22 protein-coding genes, 1 tRNA gene, 2 pseudogenes and 2 riboswitches are annotated in these 20535 nt (G+C 61.6%); of the genes and pseudogenes, 10 read left to right on the top strand and 15 right to left on the bottom strand.

Translation table 11 applies throughout. The annotated features are described in order from the left end of the window. From FY112_RS37625 to gcvT, 4 genes and pseudogenes are all read right to left on the bottom strand, one after another. Positions 1-347 (bottom strand): annotated as a pseudogene (locus FY112_RS37625) (glycosyl hydrolase); the annotation flags it as partial. Between the two features lie 269 nt (positions 348-616). Then, complete coding sequence (gcvP, locus tag FY112_RS11300) at positions 617-3481, bottom strand: aminomethyl-transferring glycine dehydrogenase (RefSeq protein WP_151518419.1); 2865 nt, start codon at positions 3479-3481, stop codon at positions 617-619. Next, the gene (gcvH, locus tag FY112_RS11295) at positions 3481-3843 is read right to left on the bottom strand and encodes a glycine cleavage system protein GcvH (protein ID WP_003539971.1); all 363 of its coding nucleotides are present in this window, start codon (positions 3841-3843) and stop codon (positions 3481-3483) included. Before gcvH ends, gcvP begins: the two co-directional genes overlap by 1 nt. Positions 3844-3866: 23 nt before the next feature. Beyond that, positions 3867-5003: a glycine cleavage system aminomethyltransferase GcvT gene (gcvT, locus tag FY112_RS11290; protein ID WP_151518418.1), complete on the bottom strand. Its 1137-nt coding sequence runs from the start codon at positions 5001-5003 to the stop codon at positions 3867-3869. 76 nt (positions 5004-5079) lie between these two features. Continuing rightward, a riboswitch (glycine riboswitch) is annotated at positions 5080-5160 on the bottom strand. 3 nt (positions 5161-5163) lie between these two features. Then, positions 5164-5252, bottom strand: a riboswitch (glycine riboswitch). Between the two features lie 157 nt (positions 5253-5409). Here gcvT and FY112_RS11285 point away from each other — a divergent pair. Next, positions 5410-5790: a hypothetical protein gene (locus tag FY112_RS11285; protein ID WP_131619857.1), complete on the top strand. Its 381-nt coding sequence runs from the start codon at positions 5410-5412 to the stop codon at positions 5788-5790. A 73-nt stretch (positions 5791-5863) separates the two neighbouring features. Next, a complete protein-coding gene (locus tag FY112_RS11280) occupies positions 5864-6859 on the top strand; it encodes a DUF1775 domain-containing protein (protein WP_017960596.1) in 996 nt (331 codons plus the stop codon). 73 nt (positions 6860-6932) lie between these two features. Here FY112_RS11280 and FY112_RS11275 read toward each other — a convergent pair whose 3' ends face one another. Continuing rightward, a complete protein-coding gene (locus FY112_RS11275) occupies positions 6933-7199 on the bottom strand; it encodes a hypothetical protein (RefSeq protein ID WP_017960595.1) in 267 nt (88 codons plus the stop codon). Positions 7200-7320: 121 nt separating this feature from the next. On the opposite strand from FY112_RS11275, the gene crcB reads away from it, so the two are divergent. The 7 genes from crcB (at position 7321) to FY112_RS11240 (ending at position 12871) form a co-directional block, all read left to right on the top strand. After that, positions 7321-7698 (top strand): fluoride efflux transporter CrcB, encoded by a 378-nt coding sequence (gene crcB, locus FY112_RS11270; RefSeq protein ID WP_151518417.1) that lies wholly within the window; start codon positions 7321-7323, stop codon positions 7696-7698. Between the two features lie 94 nt (positions 7699-7792). Then, positions 7793-8785: an RluA family pseudouridine synthase gene (locus FY112_RS11265; protein ID WP_003559680.1), complete on the top strand. Its 993-nt coding sequence runs from the start codon at positions 7793-7795 to the stop codon at positions 8783-8785. Next, positions 8782-9435, top strand: a complete 654-nt coding sequence (locus FY112_RS11260; protein WP_017960593.1) for an HAD-IA family hydrolase — start codon at positions 8782-8784, stop codon at positions 9433-9435. The genes FY112_RS11265 and FY112_RS11260 overlap by 4 nt, the downstream gene beginning before the upstream one ends. Before the next feature lie 9 nt (positions 9436-9444). Next, positions 9445-10230: an ATP12 family chaperone protein gene (locus tag FY112_RS11255; protein ID WP_094085886.1), complete on the top strand. Its 786-nt coding sequence runs from the start codon at positions 9445-9447 to the stop codon at positions 10228-10230. A gap of 68 nt (positions 10231-10298) precedes the next feature. Then, positions 10299-10757: a hypothetical protein gene (locus tag FY112_RS11250; RefSeq protein ID WP_151518416.1), complete on the top strand. Its 459-nt coding sequence runs from the start codon at positions 10299-10301 to the stop codon at positions 10755-10757. Between the two features lie 49 nt (positions 10758-10806). Beyond that, positions 10807-12339: an acyl-CoA carboxylase subunit beta gene (locus FY112_RS11245; protein WP_094085888.1), complete on the top strand. Its 1533-nt coding sequence runs from the start codon at positions 10807-10809 to the stop codon at positions 12337-12339. 139 nt (positions 12340-12478) lie between these two features. Continuing rightward, positions 12479-12871 (top strand): DoxX family protein, encoded by a 393-nt coding sequence (locus tag FY112_RS11240; RefSeq protein WP_017960589.1) that lies wholly within the window; start codon positions 12479-12481, stop codon positions 12869-12871. 42 nt (positions 12872-12913) lie between these two features. Here FY112_RS11240 and sugE read toward each other — a convergent pair whose 3' ends face one another. The 8 genes and pseudogenes from sugE to FY112_RS11205 all read right to left on the bottom strand — a co-directional run bounded on the left by sugE (position 12914) and on the right by FY112_RS11205 (position 18595). Continuing rightward, complete coding sequence (sugE, locus tag FY112_RS11235; protein WP_017960588.1) at positions 12914-13228, bottom strand: quaternary ammonium compound efflux SMR transporter SugE; 315 nt, start codon at positions 13226-13228, stop codon at positions 12914-12916. 168 nt (positions 13229-13396) lie between these two features. After that, complete coding sequence (locus FY112_RS11230; protein ID WP_017960587.1) at positions 13397-13864, bottom strand: YaiI/YqxD family protein; 468 nt, start codon at positions 13862-13864, stop codon at positions 13397-13399. A 10-nt stretch (positions 13865-13874) separates the two neighbouring features. Continuing rightward, positions 13875-14366, bottom strand: a complete 492-nt coding sequence (locus FY112_RS11225) for a GNAT family N-acetyltransferase (protein ID WP_246700650.1) — start codon at positions 14364-14366, stop codon at positions 13875-13877. Then, a pseudogene (locus FY112_RS37620) lies at positions 14343-14459 on the bottom strand (S-(hydroxymethyl)glutathione dehydrogenase); the annotation flags it as partial. The gene FY112_RS11225 and the pseudogene FY112_RS37620, both read right to left, overlap by 24 nt. 101 nt (positions 14460-14560) lie before the next feature. After that, positions 14561-16582: an acetyl/propionyl/methylcrotonyl-CoA carboxylase subunit alpha gene (locus FY112_RS11220; protein ID WP_131619861.1), complete on the bottom strand. Its 2022-nt coding sequence runs from the start codon at positions 16580-16582 to the stop codon at positions 14561-14563. A 75-nt stretch (positions 16583-16657) separates the two neighbouring features. Beyond that, positions 16658-17362, bottom strand: coding sequence for a hypothetical protein (locus FY112_RS11215; RefSeq protein WP_011652111.1), 705 nt, complete (start codon positions 17360-17362; stop codon positions 16658-16660). Between the two features lie 97 nt (positions 17363-17459). Continuing rightward, positions 17460-18380, bottom strand: coding sequence for a DMT family transporter (locus tag FY112_RS11210; protein ID WP_151518414.1), 921 nt, complete (start codon positions 18378-18380; stop codon positions 17460-17462). 130 nt (positions 18381-18510) lie between these two features. Further along, positions 18511-18595: transfer RNA gene (locus tag FY112_RS11205), tRNA-Leu, on the bottom strand. A 182-nt stretch (positions 18596-18777) separates the two neighbouring features. On the opposite strand from FY112_RS11205, the gene lipB reads away from it, so the two are divergent. Further along, positions 18778-19497, top strand: coding sequence for a lipoyl(octanoyl) transferase LipB (lipB, locus tag FY112_RS11200; RefSeq protein WP_151518413.1), 720 nt, complete (start codon positions 18778-18780; stop codon positions 19495-19497). Between the two features lie 94 nt (positions 19498-19591). Here lipB and FY112_RS11195 read toward each other — a convergent pair whose 3' ends face one another. Continuing rightward, positions 19592-19957 carry a hypothetical protein gene (locus FY112_RS11195; RefSeq protein WP_131644159.1) on the bottom strand — a complete coding sequence of 122 codons (366 nt, stop codon included), beginning with the start codon at positions 19955-19957 and terminating at the stop codon, positions 19592-19594. Positions 19958-20273: 316 nt separating this feature from the next. Beyond that, positions 20274-20535 (bottom strand): BON domain-containing protein (locus FY112_RS11190; protein ID WP_151518412.1); only part of this gene is annotated, 262 nt, incomplete at its 5' end.

The following is a 20535-nucleotide window of genomic DNA, read 5'->3' as shown; positions in this document are numbered from 1 at the left end:
GTAGAAGATTTCGGGCCGACATCAGAATTAATTCCCGGCTCGGCGGGCATGAGCATCGCGACTGGCCGTTCCGTCGGCATGGGCATGCCGACAGCCCCGTCCGCGGGCACGAGCGCTTGCGGCTCCGGAACCGGTCCTGTCCAGCTCAACGGCTGCTGCCGAGCGCTTGACTGCGGAGCAGAATCACCCACGACGGCAGCCGGTATGGGGCCGCTCGGCTTTGTGATCGCATTCGTCGTTTCCGCCGACGGCACGGGGGTGAGCACATCTTCGGCGCCGGAGCTTGCGGCGCAGCCCGACAGGATCATGGTGGCGAGGAGAATTGCTGGCACAGCCGATGGACGCATAGGAACCCGCACGCAAACAGAGATCGACGGCAACATCCATGATGATTGGAACCCGCCCATTTCAAATTGCTAACAGAGACTTGCTAAGAAAGGTTAAATTTGAACCCATGCCTCAATATGGATTGCGAGGCTCGCGATTATGCGAGGATCTGCTTCGAATCCGCCGATGCGCGGCACATCCTCGGCACATTGCCGAGGATGAAGTCGCTAAAGAACGAGATACGTCCTAAGGGTGAATCCCCTCCCGTGTGAGGGAATTGCAAAATTTATTACTCCGCCGCCTCCGCGTAGCTTTCCACCGGCGGGCAGGTGCAGACGAGGTTGCGGTCGCCATAGACATTGTCGACGCGGTTGACCGGCGACCAGTATTTGTCGACGCGGAAGGCGCCGGGCGGGAAGCAGGCCTGTTCCCGGCTATAGGGACGATCCCATTCGCCGACGAGGTCTTCCACCGTGTGCGGCGCGTTCTTCAGCGGATTGTTCACCTTGTCCATGCGGCCATCCTCGATGGCGCGGGCTTCCTCGCGGATCGCCAGCATCGCCTCGCAGAAACGGTCGAGTTCGGCCTTGGTCTCGCTTTCCGTCGGCTCGATCATCAGCGTGCCGGCGACCGGCCAGCTCATGGTCGGCGCATGGAAGCCGCAGTCGATCAGCCGCTTGGCGACGTCGTCGACGGTGACACCCGAGCTGTCGACCAGCGGGCGGGTGTCGATGATGCATTCATGCGCGACACGGCCGGCCTCGGACTTGTAGAGAACGTCATAGGAGCCCTTCAGCCGGGCGGCGATATAGTTGGCGTTGAGGATCGCCACCTTGGTCGCCTGCGTCAGGCCTTCGCCGCCCATCATCAGGCAATAGCTCCAGGAGATCGGCAGGATCGAGGCCGAGCCGAAAGCGGCAGCCGAGACCGCACCCGAACGGCCGTCGGTTTCGGGGTGGCCGGGCAGGTAGGGGGCCAGATGCGCCTTGACGCCGATCGGGCCCATGCCGGGTCCGCCGCCGCCATGCGGAATGCAGAAGGTCTTGTGCAGGTTGAGATGCGAGACGTCGGAGCCGATGTCACCGGGGCGGGACAGGCCGACCATGGCATTCATGTTGGCGCCGTCGAGATAGACTTGGCCGCCATGCTCATGCACGAGATCGCAGATTTCCTTGACGGTCTCCTCGAAGACGCCGTGCGTCGAAGGGTAGGTGATCATGCAGCAGGAGAGGTTTGCCGCATGCTGCTCAGCCTTGGCGCGGAAATCGTCGAGATCGATATCGCCGTTTTCGCGCACCTTGACGACGACGACCTTCATGCCGACCATCTGGGCCGAGGCCGGATTGGTACCGTGCGCCGAGGTCGGGATCAGGCAGACGTCGCGATGGCCGTCGCCATTGGCGATATGATAGTTGCGGATCGTCAGCAGGCCGGCATATTCGCCCTGCGCACCGGAATTCGGCTGCATGGAGAAGGCGTCGTAGCCGGTGACGGCGCAGAGCTTTTCGATCAGGTCGTCGATCATCTCGCGGTAGCCGAGCGCCTGGTCGGCCGGCACGAAGGGATGGATGTCGGAAAATTCCGGCCAGGTGATCGGCAGCATTTCCGCCGTCGCATTGAGCTTCATCGTGCAGGAACCGAGCGGGATCATCGAGCGGTCGAGCGCCAGATCCCGGTCGGAAAGCCGGCGGATGTAGCGCGTCATCTCGCTTTCGGCGCGGTTCATGTGGAAGATCGGATGGGTGAGGTAATCGCTGGTGCGGAGCAGGCCCTTCGGCAGGCGGTAGGAAGGCTCGAAATCGGCAATGGTGAAATTGCCGCCGAAGGCGCGCCAGACGGCTTCGAGCGTCGCCGGCCGGGTGCGTTCGTCGAGGCTCATGCCGATTTTGGTTTCGCCGACCTTGCGCAGATTGACGCCTTCGGCGACGGCTGCACGCAGGATGAGACCCTGCATATGGCCGACATCGACGGTGATCGTGTCGAAGAAGGTGTCCGGTTCAACCTTATAGCCAAGCTTTTCCAGGCCCTTGGCCATCAGCACGGCTTTCTGGTGCACCTGCTGGGCGATCGCCTTGATACCCTTCGGGCCGTGGAAGACGGCATACATCGAGGCCATGACGGCCAGCAGCACCTGGGCGGTGCAGATGTTCGACGTCGCCTTTTCGCGGCGGATATGCTGTTCGCGGGTCTGCAGCGACAGGCGATAGGCGCGGTTGCCGCGGGCATCGACGGAAACGCCGACGAGGCGGCCAGGCATGGAGCGCTTGATGGCATCCTTGACGGACATATAGGCCGCATGCGGGCCGCCGTAACCGACCGGGACGCCGAAGCGCTGCGAGGATCCGACGGCAATATCGGCACCCATTTCGCCGGGCGATTTCAGCAGCGTCAGCGCCAGGATATCGGCGGCGACGATCGCGATGGCGCCGGTCTGATGCAGGCGCGAGATCAGGCCGGTAAAATCATGCACGTGACCGTGCGTGCCAGGATACTGGAAGATTGCGCCAAAGACGTCGACAGGATCGAGATCGGTGAAGGGATTGCCGACGATGACGCTCCAGCCGAGCGGCTCGGCGCGGGTGCGGATCAGGGCGATGGTCTGCGGATGGCAGTCGGCATCGACGAAGAAAGACTTTGCCTTCGATTTGGCGACGCGCTCGGCGATCGCCATGCCTTCGGCGGCGGCGGTCGCCTCGTCGAGCAGCGAGGCGTTGGCAACGTCGAGGCCGGTGAGGTCGCAGATCATCGTCTGGTAGTTCAGCAGTGCTTCCAGGCGACCCTGGCTGATTTCCGGCTGGTAGGGCGTATAGGCTGTGTACCAGGCGGGGTTTTCGAGGATGTTGCGCTGGATGACCGGCGGCGTGATCGTGCCGTAGTAACCCTGGCCGATCAGCGAGACCAGCACCTTGTTCTTGTTGGCGGTCTCGCGCAGCTTGTCGAGCGCCTCGCGCTCGGTCATCGGCGCGCCCCAGACGAGCGGCGCCTTCTGGCGGATCGAGGGCGGCAGCGTCGCGTCGATCAGGCCATCGAGGCTGTTATAGCCGATCACCTTCAGCATATCGGTCATCTCGGCCGGCGAGGGGCCGATATGGCGGCGATTGGCGAAATCGTAGGGCTGATAGTCGGTGAACTGGAATTCTGTCGGCGTCGTCATTACGCAGTGAGCTCCTTGTAGGCCGCCTCGTCGAGCAGGCCATCGGCGTCCGCAGCGTTTGCAAGCTTCAGCTTGAAGAACCAGCCGGCGCCCTGAGGATCGGAATTGACCAGCGACGGGTCTGCAACAATGGCCGGATTGACCTCGGTGATCTCGCCATCCAGCGGACAATAGACATCGGAAGCAGCCTTGACGGATTCAACGGTCGCGGCATTGCCGTTCTTGGAGAAGGTCGCGCCGACTTCCGGCAGCTCGACGAAAACCAGGTCGCCGAGCTGTTCGACGGCATAGGTGGTGATGCCGACCGTCGCAACGCCGCCTTCGATCTTCAGCCATTCGTGTTCTTCGGTAAATTTCAGCATTGTTCGTCCTCTCTGGAAAAGGTTTAGCGTTTGTAGGTCGGTGTGACGAAGGGAAGGGCGCTGACGGTGGTCGGCAGATATTTGCCGCGCACCTCTGCATAGACGAGCGTGCCTGCCGCAGCATGGGAGACCGGCACGTATCCCATGGCGACGGGACCTTCGACGCTGGGGCCGAAGCCGCCCGAGGTGACCTCGCCGATTTCGATCTTGCCCTCGGCATCGGCATAAAGCTTGGCATGGCCGCGCACCGGCGCCTTGCCTTCCGGCTTCAGGCCGACACGGCGGCGCGCGGCGCCGTTTTCGAGTTCGGACAGGATGCGGCCGGAGCCCGGGAAGCCGCCGGCACGCGCACCGTTGCCGCGCCTTGCCTTCTGCATGGCCCATTCGAGCGCTGCCTCCACTGGCGAGGTGGTCGTATCGATATCGTTGCCGTAGAGGCAGAGACCGGCTTCGAGGCGCAGCGAATCGCGGGCGCCGAGGCCGATCGCCTGGACGTCCGGATGTTCGAGCAACCGCATGGTGACATCCACGGCCTTGTCTGATGGAATCGAGATCTCGAAGCCGTCCTCGCCGCTATAGCCGGAGCGGGAAACAAGACAGGAAACGTCATGCAGGCGGCAGTGGCGCACATCCATGAATTTCATCGCAGCGACGTCGGCCCAGAGTTCGGCGAGAACGGCGACTGCGCGCGGCCCCTGCAGCGCGATCAAAGCGCGGTTGAGAAGGGTGATGTCGCACTGGTCGCCGATATGGGCCTGCAGATGGGCGAGATCGGCCTCCTTGCAGGCGGCGTTGACGACGACGAAGAGGTGGTCGTCGAGATGGGCGATCATCAGGTCGTCGAGAATGCAGCCGGTGTCGTCGGTGAAAAAGCCGTAGCGCTGGCGGCCTTCGGCAAGGCCTAGGATGTCGACCGGCACTAGGCTCTCGAGCGCCAGCGCCGCATCCTCGTAGCTGCCCGACTTCGCCTTCACGATGACCTGGCCCATGTGGGAGACATCGAAGAGGCCGGCTTCGGCGCGGGTATGAAGATGCTCCTTCATCACGCCTGCGGGATATTGCACCGGCATGTCGTAACCGGCGAACGGCACCATGCGGGCGCTGAGCGAAAGATGCAGGGCATGCAGCGGGGTTTTCTTCAGGGCAGCAGTATCGTCCAAAAGACGCCTCCGGGGTTTGCGCCTTCTCGCGAAGGCGCGGGCTCAAATCTGAAGGCGCGGCTGCGCGCTTCTCTCCTGAGCCCCCTCTGTCCTTGCGCCTGAGATTGTTATCCCTTCGGCGAGCGTTTCGAGAACGCCTCTCTCCAGAGTTCCGTCTGCCCCTTGCTGGTCCTTTTGCCTGAGAGTTTCCGGGGCGGTTGCTCCTTCGGCACCGGTGGCGAAAGCACCGGCTTCTCCCGACAAGGTTGGCGCAATTATCCGGCGGGTGCAGCACTTGGCAAGGCCAAATGTCGTGACCGGACAAATTTTTGTCGCCATATGCCGGCTGAGCCCTGATCTGCAGCAAATCTGCTTTTGCATTTCGCGGGGAAAACGGCTATCGCGACATGCTGTTGAAGGGGATCTGATGCGACAGACCGGACTGAAAGCGACGCTCTTCCTGCGCATGCTTTGCGCATTGAGCTTGGCTTTGCTCGGGCTCGCCCATCAGGCGCCGCAGGCTGTCACCTCCGAAGGCTACGATGCCGCGGCCTATGTGCTGCCCGACGGCACGTTCGCCTCGCTCTGCGTCACCGTGAAGGATGCCGACGGCAAGACCTTCGCCTTCAAGTCGAATTGCGAAGCCTGCCGGTTGTCCGCCTCCACTATCCTGCCGATGCCGGATGCCGGCTCGTGGCTCGAGCGCGAACTCGCTTCGCTGATCAACGCGCCGATCGAAACATCAGCCGTTTCAGGCGCAAGCGCCGTCTGGCGGCCGAATTCGCGCGGGCCTCCCATCCTCGTCTGATCTGCCTTCGCAATCCATGATGCAGAATGCCGGTCCGCCCGAGAGAAGTCCGCGGCCGGCGAGGAGACATCCGATGAAAACTATCAAGACACTTGGCGAGACATTCGGGCTTGCCGCCCTTCTTTCCGTGACCGCCTTTGCCGACGCCGAGGCGCATGTGACCTTCCTCGACAGAGAGGCGAAGCAGGAGAGCACCATTCTCGCTACGCTGCAGGTGCCGCATGGCTGCGACAGCAAGGCGACCACGGAAGTGCGGGTCAAGCTGCCGGAAGGCTTCGTCTTCGCCAAACCGCAGCCGAAGGCCGGCTGGGAACTCGAGGTGATCAAGGGCGACTATCAGAAGACCTATGACAATCACGGCGACAAGGTGAAGACGGGTGCGATCGAAGTGCGCTGGAAGAACGGCAATCTCTCCGACGATTTCTACGACACCTTCGTCATCCAGGGTAAGGTATCGGGCGTCGAAGCCGGCACCTCGCTCGCTTTTCCGGTGACGCAGATGTGCGGCGACACGGTCGAGGCCTGGGATCAGGTGGCCAAGGAAGGCGGTGACGCGCATGGGATGAAAAGCCCGGCGCCGCTGTTGAAGGTCGTTGCCGGTGAAGATCATGGTCACGATCATGCCGATATGGCCGGCATGGACATGTCCGCTATGGCGGGCGCTGCCGCACCGGCTGGCGACACGGTCAAGGCCGGCGATCTCGAAATCTCCGGCGGCTTCGCCAAGGCAATGCTGCCCGGCCAGCCGGTCGGCGGCGGCTTTTTCACGGTGAAGAATAACGGCCAGACGGACGATCGCCTGGTGTCCGTCAGCTCGCCCGCAGCTGGTGAGGTTCAGATCCACGAGATGGTGACGAAGGACAATGTTATGCGGATGCGCCAGCTGAAGGACGGTATCGCCATCGGTGCCGGCGAGACGGTCAAGCTCCAGCCCGGCAACCTGCACCTGATGTTCCAGAAAGTGAAGACGCTGTTCAAGCAGGGCGATACGGTGCCGGTGACGCTGACCTTCGAAAAGGCCGGCAAGGTCGATCTGGTCCTGCGGGTGCTGTCCGCCCAAGGCAAATGAAGTAGACTGATTAAACAGAAAAGCCTGCGACTGTAACCGCAGTCGCAGGCTTTCGTTTGGAAGGTGATGGGCCTCAGAAGTCTTCGTAGGATCGCAGCGCCTGCTTCAGGCCGGCCTGCGGCTGGCGGTTGCCTTTGGCCATCAGGTCGAGGGCCACTTCGGTCGACTGGATGATGCTGGAGGGCTCGTCTATTTCCTGAGTGCCTTCGGCCTTCAACTGCCGGTCGGCAACGCGGCGCGCATCGCGGGCGGCGGTGCTCGTCGCGACACGCTGCGGGATTCGGAGCGAGTCGAAGGCAATGGCGGCGGTGCTCGCCGATATGGACAGGAGCTGGGTCATGTCGTCAGCGTATCGGTACGACCTTGGCGCCATTATAAAAAAATCATCGGCATTTTACCGGATGGTAAGAATTCATTCCTTCCCGATTGGAATCGCTGCAGAGTTGCGATAAATCCGGCTGATGATCCAGGCTCTTCTCGTCGCCGTCGGCGGCGCCATCGGTTCTCTTCTCAGATATTATGTCGGCCAATGGGCGCTGAGACTCATGGGTCCGGCATTTCCCTGGGGCACGCTCGCCGTCAATGTCGTCGGCTGTTTTGTCATCGGCATCTTCGCCGAGCTGATTGCGCGGAAGTTCAATGCTTCGGTGGAGCTGCGCCTCCTGCTGATCACCGGCTTCCTCGGCGGCTTCACAACCTTCTCGGCCTTCTCGCTGGATGCAATCTCGCTGTTCGAGCGCGGCGAGGCCGTCGCCGGCGGTATTTACATCGCGGCGAGCGTCGGGCTTTCGATGGCGGCCGTCATGACAGGGCTCGCCGTCATGCGCGCTTTGGCCTGATTTCTTTTCCGGTTTCCGTTTTGCATGAAAATGCTCTAAAGGCTGCGGCAAGAACGCCGGCTCGGCCTGCGCTGCAATTTCCGAAAGATTTTTTATGGCTGGCATAGAACATATCAAGGTTGAACCCGACGAAGCCGGCATGCGGCTCGATCGCTGGTTCAAGGTGCACTTTCCCGGGCTCGGCTTCGGTCCGCTGCAGAAGCTCTTGCGCTCCGGCCAGGTGCGCGTCGACGGTGGACGTGTCAAATCGGATGCGCGCGTGCAGCCCGGCCAGACGGTGCGCGTGCCGCCGATGGATGTCGATGCCAAACTGAAATCCGGACCGATCGCCGGCAAGGATCTCAAACATTCGACGGATTTCCAACTCTTATCGCGCATGGTGCTGCACGAGGACGAAAAGGTAATCGTACTCAACAAGCCCCCTGGTCTTGCGGTGCAGGGTGGCTCGGGTGTGGCCAGGCATATCGACCAAATGCTCGAAGCCTGGACTAGCCCGAAGGGCGAGAAGCCGCGGCTTGTTCACCGTCTCGACCGCGACACCTCGGGTGTTCTCGTCATCGCCCGCACGCGCGGCGCGGCGCAGAAGCTGACGGCGGCCTTCCGCGAGCGCGACACCAAAAAGACCTACTGGGCGCTGGTCAAGGGCGTGCCGCGCAAGCACGAGGACAAGATTTCGACCTGGCTCGTCAAGGAGCCGACCGTTGACGGCGACCGCATGCGCATCGCCAAGCACGGCGAGGACGGCGCCGACCATGCGATTTCCTTCTACCGCGTGCTGGAGACGGCGGCACAGAACCTCGCATGGCTGGAGATGGAGCCCTATACCGGCCGTACCCACCAGTTGCGCGTCCATGCCCTGCATATCGGCCACCCGATCATCGGCGATCCGAAATATTTCGACGACGATCCGAATTGGGATTTTCCAGGCGGCGTTCAGAAGAAGCTGCATCTGCACGCCCGTCACATCGACATTCCGCACCCCTCCGGCGGCCGCCTGCGTGTCAGCGCGCCGCTGCCGGCGCATATGGTGCAGACCTGGAACCTTCTCGGTCTCGACCTTGCCGGCGCTGAAAGGGACAGCGAATGAAACTTGCCCTTTTCGATTGCGACGGCACGCTGGTCGACAGTGCTGCGCTGATCCACGAAACCATGCGCCGGACCTTCGACAAGTTCGGCAAGCCTGAACCGCGGTTTGAAGTCACCAAGGCCATTATCGGCTTGTCCCTCGATATCGCGATCGCCCGCATGCAGGGCAGGCCGCATGTGGAGCAGGAAGACATCGACATGACGGCGCATTACAAATCGCTGTTCTCGATCGTGCGTCAGGATCTCGACTACAAGGAGCCGCTGTTTCCCGGCATCCGCGAAATGATCGATGCACTGACTGGCCGAGAAGACCTGCTGATCGGCGCGGTGACAGGCAAATCCAGGCGCGGGCTCAAGGTCGTGATGGAGACGCATGGCTTCGACAAGCATTTCATCGTCGCACGCACCGCCGACGATTGCCCCTCTAAACCGCATCCGGCCATGGTGACGGAATGCTGCGATGAAACCGGCATGAATGCCACTGACACCATTGTCATCGGCGATGCGGTTTACGATATGCAGATGGCCAAGGCTGCCGGGGCCAAGGCGATCGGCGTTGCCTGGGGCTATGCCAGCGTGGATGAGCTGATCGCCAACGGCGCTGATGCGATCGCCTACCATCCGAACGAGATATTGCGTCATTTTTCCTGAGGTGAGCCCATGCGCGATCTGCTGAACGACCTTTCCGAAGGCCTGAGCCATCCCGATCCCATCCGCCGCGCGCAGATCCAGATGAAGAAGCCGCTGCCGAAGCGCTTCTATACCGACGTCTCCGTTGCCGAGCACGAGGGTGGTTTTGCGATCACGCTCGACGGCAAGATGGTGCGTACGCCGGCGCGTCAAGTTCTCGCCGTGCCGACTGAGGCGCTGGCGCGGCTTGTCGCCGCCGAATGGCAGGCGCAGGGCGAAGAGATCAATCCCGTGAGCATGCCGGTGACCCGGCTCGTCAACACCGCACTCGACGGCGTTGCCGCCAACGCGCAGGCGATTTTCGAGGATATATTGCGTTTTTCCTCCAGCGACCTCATCTGCTACCGCGCCGAGGAGCCGGAACTGCTGGTCGAGCGCCAGGCCGAGCACTGGGATCCCGTGATCGACTGGGCGGCGACCGATCTCGGCGCCCGCTTCATCCTCGTCGAAGGGGTGATGCCTCATGAGCAGCCGCGCGAGGCGATTGCCGCCTTTGCCGTCACGCTCGCGAGATATGATAGCCCGATGGCGCTGGCCGCCCTCCACACAGTCACCACGCTGACGGGCTCGGCGATCCTGGCGCTGGCCTTCGCCGAGAGCCGTGTGACGGTGGAGGAGGCCTGGTCGCTTGCCCATCTCGACGAGGATTGGACGATCGAGCATTGGGGCAGCGACGAGGAAGCGGAGCAGCGGCGGGCCAAGCGCTTTGCCGAGTTCAAAGCCGCAGCGGATGTTTTTTTCGCCCTAAGCGCCTGAAACATATTGCCTTCCAATGCATTATGACGAAGTCTGCGACTCCAACGGGGTGGTGCGGGATTTTTGCAATGATTTGGCTGAGGTCGTGTTTTTGCCGGGCGACACTCGTCTGTGTCGCGCTCACGGCCTGCGGCAGCCTCTCGGCCACCAAGCCGGCGGCGCCGGTCTATGATGTGCGCAGCGCCGTCGTTCTCTCCGGTCCGAACATGCCGGCCGAGCTGCTTTCCGGTATCAACGACCGCGTCAACGCGGCGATCAACGCCACCGTGCGCGACACCGTGCTGCCGCGTGTGGTGCTGACGATCCGCGTGGTATCCGTCCAGAAGGGCCTCGGCTTCCAGAAGGACCGCAACGTCGCCAAGATCAGCATCGACGCGGCCTCGGTCGAGGACGGCTCGGTCATCGCCGTCAGCGCCTTCGACGTCACCAGCATCGCTGCCGATCCCAAGCTTGCCGACGAGATCCTGGCCGAGGACGCCGCCGCAAGGATACGCTCGGTTTTCTCACTCAGCGGGCGCGCTCAGTAGCGCGACGCCCTAACCGCCGGATTGCCGCCGCAGCGGCGAGGGAGATCGCATGAAGGAAATTCTCGAAGAACTGGAACGGCGCCGCGACGTCGCCCGCCTTGGCGGCGGCGAGGCGCGCATTGACGCCCAGCACAAGCGCGGCAAGCTGACGGCGCGCGAGCGCATCGATCTCTTCCTTGACGAAGGCTCGTTCGAGGAGTTCGACATGTTCGTCGAACACCGCTCCACCGATTTCGGCATGGACAAGAGCCGTATCGCCGGCGACGGCGTCGTCACCGGCTGGGGCACGGTCAATGGCCGCACCGTGTTCGTCTTCGCCAAGGACTTCACCGTCTTCGGCGGCTCGCTGTCTGAAGCGCACGCCGAGAAGATCATGAAGGTGCAGGACATGGCGCTGAAGAACCGCGCGCCGATCGTCGGTATCTATGATGCGGGTGGCGCTCGTATCCAGGAGGGCGTGGCGGCTCTCGGCGGTTATGCCGAGGTATTTCAGCGCAATGTGCTCGCTTCCGGCGTCATTCCGCAGATCTCGGTGATCATGGGTCCTTGCGCCGGCGGCGACGTCTATTCGCCTGCGATGACCGATTTCATCTTCATGGTGCGTGATACCTCCTACATGTTCGTCACCGGGCCGGACGTGGTGAAAACCGTCACCAACGAGACGGTGACATCAGAAGAGCTCGGCGGCGCCGTGGTGCATACTGTGCGCTCATCGATTGCCGACGGCGCCTATGAGAATGATGTCGAAACGCTGCTGCAGGTGCGCCGGCTGATCGATTTCCTGCCGCTTTCGAACACCGCGCCGCTGCCGGAGATCGAATGTTACCAGTCGGTGACAGATGTCGATGCCTCGCTCGATACGCTCGTGCCGGCGAGTTCCAACAAACCTTACGACATCAAGGAACTGATCCGGAAGGTGGCGGACGAGGGGGATTTCTTCGAGATCCAGGCGAGCTTTGCCAAAAATATCGTCTGCGGCTTCGGCCGCGTCGAAGGCTCGACCGTCGGCTTTGTCGCCAATCAGCCGATGGTGCTGGCCGGCGTTCTCGACAGCGACGCCTCGCGCAAGGCGGCCCGCTTCGTGCGCTTCTGCGACTGCTTCAACATTCCGATCGTCACCTTCGTCGACGTGCCGGGCTTCCTGCCGGGTACGGCGCAGGAATATGGCGGCCTCATCAAGCACGGCGCCAAGCTGCTCTTCGCCTATGCCGAGGCGACGGTGCCGAAGCTCACCGTCATCACCCGCAAGGCCTTCGGCGGCGCCTATGACGTTATGGCGTCGAAACATCTGCGCGGCGACCTCAATTATGCCTGGCCGACAGCGCAGATCGCCGTGATGGGCGCCAAGGGCGCTGTCGAGATCATCTTCCGCAAGGATATTGCCGATCCGGAGAAGATCGCCGCGCATACGAAAATGTACGAGGACCGGTTCCTCTCGCCCTTCGTCGCCGCCGAGCGCGGTTATGTCGATGAGGTGATCATGCCGCATTCGACCCGGCGGCGGCTGGCGCGCGGTTTGAAAATGCTGCGCAACAAGGATCTCGCCAATCCGTGGAAGAAACACGACAACATTCCGCTTTGACGTTTTCCGCCGAATAAAGCTGTGCGATCGGGTGTTTACCTGCTGTCGAAAAAGTGAACGGTCGTCAGCGATCCGTGTGTTCATTCCTTGCCAAGGACAAGCTAACGCTCGGCACTTATTGTTTTAAAGGAGAGGTTTAATGTCAACTTTTGAGCGTCTTTCTGCCTATCGCCCCTATGGGCTGGCCGCTCTCAGAATCATCACCGCGCTGCTGTTCATCGAACACGGCACGATGAAGCTTTTCGCTTTCCCGGTTGCGCAAATGGAAGGCTCGCTGCCGCCGCTGATGCTGTTCGCCGCCCTGCTCGAGCTGATCGGCGGCATTCTCATTCTCGTCGGCCTGCTGACGCGCCCGGTCGCCTTCTTGCTGGCCGGCGAAATGGCCGTCGCCTATTTCATGGCGCATGCCCCGAGCAGCTTCTTCCCGGCCGTCAACCAGGGCGACGCAGCGATCCTGTTCTGCTTCGTCTTCTTCTACCTGGTCTTCGCCGGTCCCGGCGCTTTTGCCGTCGATAACCGCAAGACAGCCTGAACGATACACTGAGGGGCGTCGGCGACGCCCCTCCACCTCACATCAGGCAGTAAGCTTGAGACCGGCGATGCCGGCGACGATCAGCGTGATGCAGGCAAGACGGGAGACACTTGCCTCATCACCCAGCAGCCAGATGCCGAGAAATACGGTGCCGACTGTGCCGATGCCGGTCCAGACCGCATAGGCGGTACCGATCGGCAGATGCTTCACCGCCAGGCCGAGCAGCACGATGCTCACCACCATCGATATGACGGTCAGCGCCGTCGGCATCGGCCGTGTGAAACCCTCGGTATATTTAAGGCCGATCGCCCAGCCACATTCGAAAAGACCGGCGAGAAAAAGCAGAAACCAGGCCATACGACTCTCCTTGTTCAAGAGCGAGGCCGTCCCCGCGACAGTTGCATCCCAGAGGATGCCGCAGTCGTCTGCGATAGCGCCTATATGCGTGAGGAAACGGCCGGCTTCAAGATAGGAATCGGCATGGCTGCCATGCCACCCGTTTCCTGCGAGCCTGTGTGAGCCACATCAAGATTGCCCGCCAGCCTCCGTGGCAAGGCTTTTGGCGCGGCGGCAGAGGCGATCGAAGGTTTCGAGGAAGCGTGAGCGGTCCTTCTGGCTGAAAGCGGCGTTGTAGCCCTTGCTCTCGCCGGTTTCGCGCAAGTGCGCGCCGAGATCGCGCATGGCGCTCGCCATGCCGATATTGGTCTCGTCGAAGACGCGGCCGGTGGGGCCGCTGACGAAGGCGCCGGTCGCGACACAGCGCACGGCAAGCGGCACATCGGCGGTGACGACGACATCGCCCGCGCCGGCGCGTTCGGCGATCCAGTTGTCGGCGGCGTCGAAGGCGTTGGAGACGATGACGTTGTGGATCATCGGATCGCGCGAGGGGCGCAGGCCGGAATTGGCAACGAAGGTGACTTCGAGGCCGTGACGTTCGGCCACCTTCAGGACTTCCGGCTTCACCGGGCAGGCATCGGCGTCGACGTAGATCATGGCAATATCCTCATGCCGGTTGCGTGGCCTGCTGGCGGACCATATCGACATGCGGAATGCCGTCTTCCAGATATTCCTGTGACACCGCGATGAAACCGAAAGATTCGTAGAACCGGCGCAAATGGGCCTGTGCCGACAAGGCAATGGGAATTTCCGGATAAAGCCGCTCGCAAGCGGCAATCGCCTCGCTCATCAGTACATCGCCCAGCCGCTTGCCGCGATGATCAGGCGAGACGACAACGCGGCCGATCTTCGACGGATCCTGTGGCTCATACGGTTTCAGGATTCGCGCCGCGCCCAGGAGTTCGGCACCTTCCAGCAGCCGCAGATGCAAGGCATCGATATCCTTGCCGTCAAGTTCCGGGTAGGGGCAGTTCTGCTCGACGACGAAGACATCGACCCGCATTCTCAAGAGGTCGTAGAGCTCCCGCGCGGGAAGTTCATCGAGACTCCTGAGGTCTATCCTATAGGTGGCAGGAACCCCCGTCGCCTTGACCTCCACCAGAACTTCGCCGGCCGCCGGCCCCTCCAGCTGCACGGTCATCACTTCCAGCGGTTTTCCTGCCTGAACGGCAACGGCAGCGCGAACGTCCATTTGATATCTCCCTGCTGATTTTGTCGGTATCCGGCTGCTTGTCGGGCTGAGCTTGGCATGGTCGGCGGGCCCCGCTGACGAAGCCGGCCGCCTGGCTTATCTCAGGCAAATTCCATGATCACGGCATCGACGGCCAGGCTTTCGCCGGCCGCGGCATTGATCTTCGAGACGACGAGATCGCGGTCGGCGCGCAGCACGTTTTCCATCTTCATCGCTTCAACGATCGCAAGCGTCTCACCGGCCTTGACCTCCTGGCCCTCGGCCACCGCGATGGCGACGACGAGGCCGGGCATCGGGCAGAGCAGGAGCTTGGAAGTATCGGGCGGCAGCTTCACCGGCATCAGCCGGTCGAGTTCGGCATGACGCGGCGAAAAGACCTTGGTCGTCACCGAAAGCCCCTGCCAGTCGATACGCAAGCCGTTCAGAACGGGGCGGATCTGCGCGGTGATGTCGCGACCGCCGACCTTGCCGTTCCAGACAGGGTCGCCCGGTCTCCAATCGGTGACAACACTCTGGCTCCCGCCCTCGATCGCCCCATCGATCGCGATATCCATATCGAAGGGGATGGTGACGAGGCCGTCGAGCAATCTTGCTGCGACATGGTTGTCGCCGATCTTGACCACCCAATCCTCGCGCAGCACGCCCGCTGCGGCGCGCAGGCGATCGGCGAAACGTTCGCGGCGGTTCGTCTCGATCAGCGAGGCGGAAAGCGCGATGCCGGCAAGCACGGCTTCTTGCGCCCGGTCCGGTTTCATCGGCGCAAAGCCATCGGGATATTCCTCGGCGATGAAGCCTGTGGAAAGCCGGCCCTCGCGCCAGCGCGGATGTTTCATCAGCGCCGACAGGAAAGGCACATTGTGCTCGATGCCGTCGACGACGAAGCCGTCGAGCGCCTGACCCATGGCCTCGATCGCTTCCAGCCGCGTCGGCGCCCAGGTGCAGAGTTTGGCGATCATCGGGTCGTAATACATCGAAATCTCCGCACCTTCGAAGACGCCAGTATCGTTGCGGACGACGACATTGCCGGTCCTGCCTTCCGCCGGCGGCCGGTAGCGCGTCAGGCGGCCGATCGAGGGCAGGAAGTTGCGATAGGGATCTTCGGCATAGAGCCGGCTCTCGACCGCCCAGCCGTCAAGCCTGATATCCTGCTGGGCGAAGGGCAGGGGCTCTCCGGCCGCGACACGGATCATCTGCTCGACGAGATCGATGCCGGTGATGAGTTCGGTCACGGGATGCTCGACCTGCAGGCGGGTGTTCATTTCGAGGAAATAGAATTTGCGGTCCCGGTCGACGATGAATTCGACGGTGCCGGCGCTCTGGTAATCGACGGCTCTCGCCAGAGCCACCGATTGTTCGCCCATCGCCTTGCGGGTGGCTTCATCGAGGAAGGGCGAGGGCGCCTCTTCCGCCACCTTCTGGTTCCGCCGCTGGATCGAGCATTCGCGCTCGCCGAGATAGACGACGTTGCCATGCGCATCGGCCAGGACCTGGATCTCGATATGGCGCGGCTCGACAACGAATTTCTCGATGAAGACGCGGTCGTCACCGAAAGAGCTTTGCGCCTCCGAGCGGGCGCGCTCGAAGCCGTCGCGCACTTCCGCCTCGTTCCAGGCAATGCGCATGCCCTTGCCGCCGCCGCCGGCCGAGGCCTTGATCATGACGGGATAACCGATCCCGCCCGATATCACTTCCGCATGGGCGGCATCCTCGATGATGCCGAGGTGGCCGGGCACGGTGGATACACCGGCGGCATTGGCGAACTTCTTCGATTCGATCTTGTCGCCCATCGCCATGATCGCTTTCGGCTTCGGGCCGATGAAGATGATGCCCTGCTTTTCCAGTTCAGCGCAGAAGGAGGCGCGTTCGGACAGGAAGCCGTAGCCGGGATGCACCGCCTCGGCGCCGGTTGCCTTGCAGGCGGCAATGATCTTTTCGGCGACGAGATAACTCTCCGACGCCGCGGCCGGGCCGATATGAACGGCCTCGTCGGCCATCTCGACATGCAGCGCGTCCCGATCCGCATCCGAATAGACCGCGACGGTCAAAATGCCCATGCGGCGCGCAGTCTTGATCACGCGGCAGGCGATTTCGCCGCGATTCGCGATCAGGATTTTCTTGAACATCGAGACTCCACCCAGAAATGCATCCCGGAGTTTTACGCACAAAACACCGGAACGCACAATCAGGCTTGCGGAGCGTCAGGCGACGGCAGCTTCTGCGACGGGTTCCTCGTCGACGATGCGCAGCCAGCGGCTGCGCCGCGGCTCGGCATAGTCGCGCAGCTCGACGGCAGCCATGATCCCCGCCCAGTGCGGATGATTGGCGCCGCGCAGCGTTGCCTGCTCGATCTGCTGGAGAACGCCGTATTCGACCGACGAGACCGGGATGACGCCGCCTTCGGCGACGCTTCTGAAGATGCGCATCGCATAGTCGATGTCCTGGCGGGTGATGCCCCGGCGATCGATGGCGCGCGACAGCTTGTAGCCACCGATATTGTCGGTGATCGCCAGGCGGAGCTGATCGAGGGCGAGCGCTCTCAACTCGACTGGGACATCGGCCGAAATCTCCATGACGTGGAGAATGAGTTCGAGCTCGAGCGCCGAGTTGACGACACCATCGGTCGTGAACATGCGCATGATCCAGGCGACGTTGATTTCATCCAGCGAGCCCTGCGGATAGGTGTAATGGACGATGAAACCGGCGAGCTGCTCCACGAAGAAAGCGTTCCAGTCGGCACACTTCTCAGGGCAGGAATTGTTGAGCGCCAACATCGCCACGACATCGTCGGATGTCCGGATTCCCTCCGGAAAACTATGTTTGCGCAGCAGTACTATATCTTCGGCCGTCAGCCGATGCTTGCCGGCCACGACACAGGCCGGAAAAGCGAGACGAAATTCGCTCATGTTTTAACTCCAGGCTTCATCATGAAGCCGGAAACGGTTTTACCGCCTGCGAATTGACGATCCCTCAAGAAGAGGAGTTAACCCGATATTCCCCGGGTCAGGAAGATTTTAACGATTGCGCCTGCAGCCGCTCGCGCCAGATGATGAAGAGGCCTGACGCAACGATGATGAAGATGCCGATCCATTTGGAAAAGCTCGGGAAATCGTTGAACAGCGCATAACCGAGAACGGTCGCCGAGATGATCTCGAAGTACTGGAACGGCGCAAGCAGCGACAGCGGCGCGAGGCGGAAAGCCCGGACGACGAGCATATGCGCATATCCCGAGATCGAGCCAAGGGCGAGAAGCAGAACAAGGTCGAGGCTGGAGGAGGGCAGAGAGACGGCAAAATCGGCATTGCCGGAACTGCTGCCGACGAGAAGGGCGGCCGCCATGAAGACCGTTCCGCCGATGCCGGCCATCGTCTGCATGGTCAGCGGCGAATCGGCCTCGCCGATGGCGCGGTTGAGGAACAGATAGAGCGAGAACAGAAAGGCACAGGCGACCGGCAGCAGCGCCTTCAGGCCGAAGATTTCGTAGCTCGGCTGAATGACGATCATCGCGCCGCCGAAACCGACGACGATCGCCGTCCAACGCCGCCCGCCGACCTTCTCTCCGAGAAACAGCGCCGACAGGGCAGCCAGCATGAAGGGCTCGACGAAATAGATGGCGAAGACATCGGCGAGCGGCATGTATTTGACGGCAACGAAGAACAGCAGGCTCGCACCACCATGCAGCGCACCGCGCAGCAGGTTCATCCACGGCCGTTGGGCCGAAAGCGCCTTCAGCCCGAAAAGGGCGAAAAGAATCGGCAGGGTGCAGGCGATTTGGAAGAAGAATCGGTAGAAGGTCACCTGACCCGGCGACATCGCCTCGAAGGTCGCCATATATTTGGCGATGGCATCCATGATCGGCAGGATGAACATGGCGCCGGACATGATGGCCATGCCCTGCGGGGAGTTTTGATGGGGCTCTGACATGGCTGCTGATTCTTGCGAGGATCACGCCATCAACCATGAGAAGGCCGGGCATTCAAGCCGAGCAATCGCAAATGGCTTCGAGGTGAAAACGAAATCGTCGCTTAGAGAAGAGCGTTTCCCTGAAGGGAAATGGTGCGGTCGAGAAGACTCGAACTTCCACGGGTTGCCCCACAGCGACCTCAACGCTGCGCGTCTACCAATTCCGCCACGACCGCATCGTGGTAGGTGCCGATTTGCGTCGGCGGGGCAGCATGTAGCAAAAGCATCTGGGGTGCACAAGGGCGGATATGACAGTTTTTTTTAAATCCGCTCACAGCATTTGAATTGGCCCCGAAACGGGTCCATATAGCTGTGCTGCCGCCCCTTTTTTCAGGCATTTCGGGGAGAGCGGCAAGGAATGGCCATGCTTCGCACCGATCTCGAATTTTCCATGCTTCCCCAACTCGGAACCAAGCCGGTACGCTGGCGCATCACCGATGGCCTCGTCCCCTATGAGGAGGCGGTGGAGACGATGGAGCGCGAGGTGGCGGTCATCGCCGATGGCGGTGATGAGCTTGTCTGGCTCGTCGAACATCCGCCGCTCTATACTGCCGGCACCAGCGCCAATGCGAGGGACCTCGTCCAGCCGAACCGGTTTCCGGTCTTTGCTACCGGGCGTGGCGGTGAATACACCTATCATGGACCCGGTCAGCGCGTCGCCTATGTCATGCTCGATCTGAAGAGGCGGCGTCAGGATGTGCGCGCCTTCGTCGCCGCCCTCGAAGATGTCGTTATCCGCACGCTAGACATGATGACTGTGCGCGGCGAGCGACGTGAAGATCGCGTCGGCGTCTGGGTGCGCCGGCCGGAAAAGCCATTGCTGGCCGATGGGACGATGGCCGAGGACAAGATCGCCGCCCTCGGTATAAGACTGCGGAAATGGGTCACCTTCCACGGACTGTCGCTCAACGTCGACCCCGATCTCGATCATTTCGGTGGCATCGTGCCCTGCGGGATTTCGGCCTACGGCGTGACCAGCCTCGTCGATCTTGGCTTGCCCGTGATGATGGCTGATGTCGATATGCGGCTGCGCACCGCCTTCGAAGCGGTTTTCGGCGAAACGACGGGCGAAATCTGACGCTTTAGGGAACAATCGCCGGCGTAGAGATGGATTGAAAAAGAGAGGGCCGATTTCCGGCCCTTTCTTTTATCGGATCCCAGCCTTTATTGGATCAATGCGTCGCGCGGCATGCTTCGGTGCGGGAGGCGCCGCTGTCTGCACCCTTGGTGTGGGAGCCCTTCGGGCCAATCATGCTGTGGCATGGGGGCAGGGGGTTGATACCGGCCGTTGCGGTCTTGTCGACGACAGGAGTCGCCATGGCGCTTGGGGCGAAGCCGTCGCTGTCATTGGTGTAGTCGCTGGAATAGGCCGGGGCCTTGTGGCTGCTATAGTGGACCGGAGCCGGCTTCGACATCGGGCTCGGGGCGAAGCCGTCGCTGTCATTGGTGTAATCGCTGGAATAGGTCGGCTGGGCGAAGGCAGCGCCTGCGAGGCTGACGGCGAAAATGGACGCGGCAAGGGCAAATTTGATGCGCATGATCTATCTCCTCAATCTGCTGTTGAATTCCACAGCGTAAACTAACCCTCGGCACACACGAGTTCGCGCTCCAATTCAGGCAATTTTGTGATAATATGGCGGAGCAGCCGCGACCATTTGTCCGAATGAAATCACAGTGTTGTCAACGGAATTGACGTTCTCGTGACAGAAGCCGCCTAACAGAAACCGGCGATTAGACTCGTGAAAAGACAGTCGTTGCTACAATCTTAAATTGTTAACTTTTGGTAATGTTGAGAACGATCATCAACGGAAGGCGGCAGCCCTCCCGTTGATGATCTGCGCTGTGCGTAATGCGTTAGTCCTCGTTCGGGATATGCGCGTCGACACCGGTCAGCTGCAACTTATTGCGGACATGATGGACGCCATCGACCGAAAGCGCGCCGAGTTCGACCTTGCGGGCAATGCCGATCGTCTCCACCGATCCTTCCAGGGTAACGACGTGACCGTCTGCATGAACCTCGACGCTGTCGATATCGACCTCGGGAATGTTTTCGAGATTGTCGTTCACCCGCGCTTCGAGATCGTCGCTTTCATCGCGGTCGATCGTATCGGCGCGC

It is taken from the genome of Rhizobium sp. PEPV16 (assembly GCF_008919455.1).
GTDB lineage: Bacteria > Pseudomonadota > Alphaproteobacteria > Rhizobiales > Rhizobiaceae > Rhizobium > Rhizobium leguminosarum_Q.
The sequence above is the reverse complement of the archived record's forward strand: the minus strand, read 5'-3'. Positions and strand labels throughout refer to the sequence as shown.

What these genes read in the sequence shown, in the direction of transcription:
- gcvP (WP_151518419.1), bottom strand. Translation starts at nt 3,481, where the DNA reads ATGACGACGCCGACAGAATTCCAGTTCACCGACTATCAGCCCTACGAT.
- gcvH (WP_003539971.1), bottom strand. Translation starts at nt 3,843, where the DNA reads ATGCTGAAATTTACCGAAGAACACGAATGGCTGAAGATCGAAGGCGGC.
- FY112_RS11285 (WP_131619857.1), top strand. Translation starts at nt 5,410, where the DNA reads ATGCGACAGACCGGACTGAAAGCGACGCTCTTCCTGCGCATGCTTTGC.
- FY112_RS11280 (WP_017960596.1), top strand. Translation starts at nt 5,864, where the DNA reads ATGAAAACTATCAAGACACTTGGCGAGACATTCGGGCTTGCCGCCCTT.
- FY112_RS11275 (WP_017960595.1), bottom strand. Translation starts at nt 7,199, where the DNA reads ATGACCCAGCTCCTGTCCATATCGGCGAGCACCGCCGCCATTGCCTTC.
- crcB (WP_151518417.1), top strand. Translation starts at nt 7,321, where the DNA reads ATGATCCAGGCTCTTCTCGTCGCCGTCGGCGGCGCCATCGGTTCTCTT.
- FY112_RS11265 (WP_003559680.1), top strand. Translation starts at nt 7,793, where the DNA reads ATGGCTGGCATAGAACATATCAAGGTTGAACCCGACGAAGCCGGCATG.
- FY112_RS11260 (WP_017960593.1), top strand. Translation starts at nt 8,782, where the DNA reads ATGAAACTTGCCCTTTTCGATTGCGACGGCACGCTGGTCGACAGTGCT.
- FY112_RS11255 (WP_094085886.1), top strand. Translation starts at nt 9,445, where the DNA reads ATGCGCGATCTGCTGAACGACCTTTCCGAAGGCCTGAGCCATCCCGAT.
- FY112_RS11250 (WP_151518416.1), top strand. Translation starts at nt 10,299, where the DNA reads ATGATTTGGCTGAGGTCGTGTTTTTGCCGGGCGACACTCGTCTGTGTC.
- FY112_RS11245 (WP_094085888.1), top strand. Translation starts at nt 10,807, where the DNA reads ATGAAGGAAATTCTCGAAGAACTGGAACGGCGCCGCGACGTCGCCCGC.
- FY112_RS11240 (WP_017960589.1), top strand. Translation starts at nt 12,479, where the DNA reads ATGTCAACTTTTGAGCGTCTTTCTGCCTATCGCCCCTATGGGCTGGCC.
- sugE (WP_017960588.1), bottom strand. Translation starts at nt 13,228, where the DNA reads ATGGCCTGGTTTCTGCTTTTTCTCGCCGGTCTTTTCGAATGTGGCTGG.
- FY112_RS11230 (WP_017960587.1), bottom strand. Translation starts at nt 13,864, where the DNA reads ATGATCTACGTCGACGCCGATGCCTGCCCGGTGAAGCCGGAAGTCCTG.
- FY112_RS11220 (WP_131619861.1), bottom strand. Translation starts at nt 16,582, where the DNA reads ATGTTCAAGAAAATCCTGATCGCGAATCGCGGCGAAATCGCCTGCCGC.
- FY112_RS11215 (WP_011652111.1), bottom strand. Translation starts at nt 17,362, where the DNA reads ATGAGCGAATTTCGTCTCGCTTTTCCGGCCTGTGTCGTGGCCGGCAAG.
- FY112_RS11210 (WP_151518414.1), bottom strand. Translation starts at nt 18,380, where the DNA reads ATGTCAGAGCCCCATCAAAACTCCCCGCAGGGCATGGCCATCATGTCC.
- lipB (WP_151518413.1), top strand. Translation starts at nt 18,778, where the DNA reads ATGGCCATGCTTCGCACCGATCTCGAATTTTCCATGCTTCCCCAACTC.
- FY112_RS11195 (WP_131644159.1), bottom strand. Translation starts at nt 19,957, where the DNA reads ATGCGCATCAAATTTGCCCTTGCCGCGTCCATTTTCGCCGTCAGCCTC.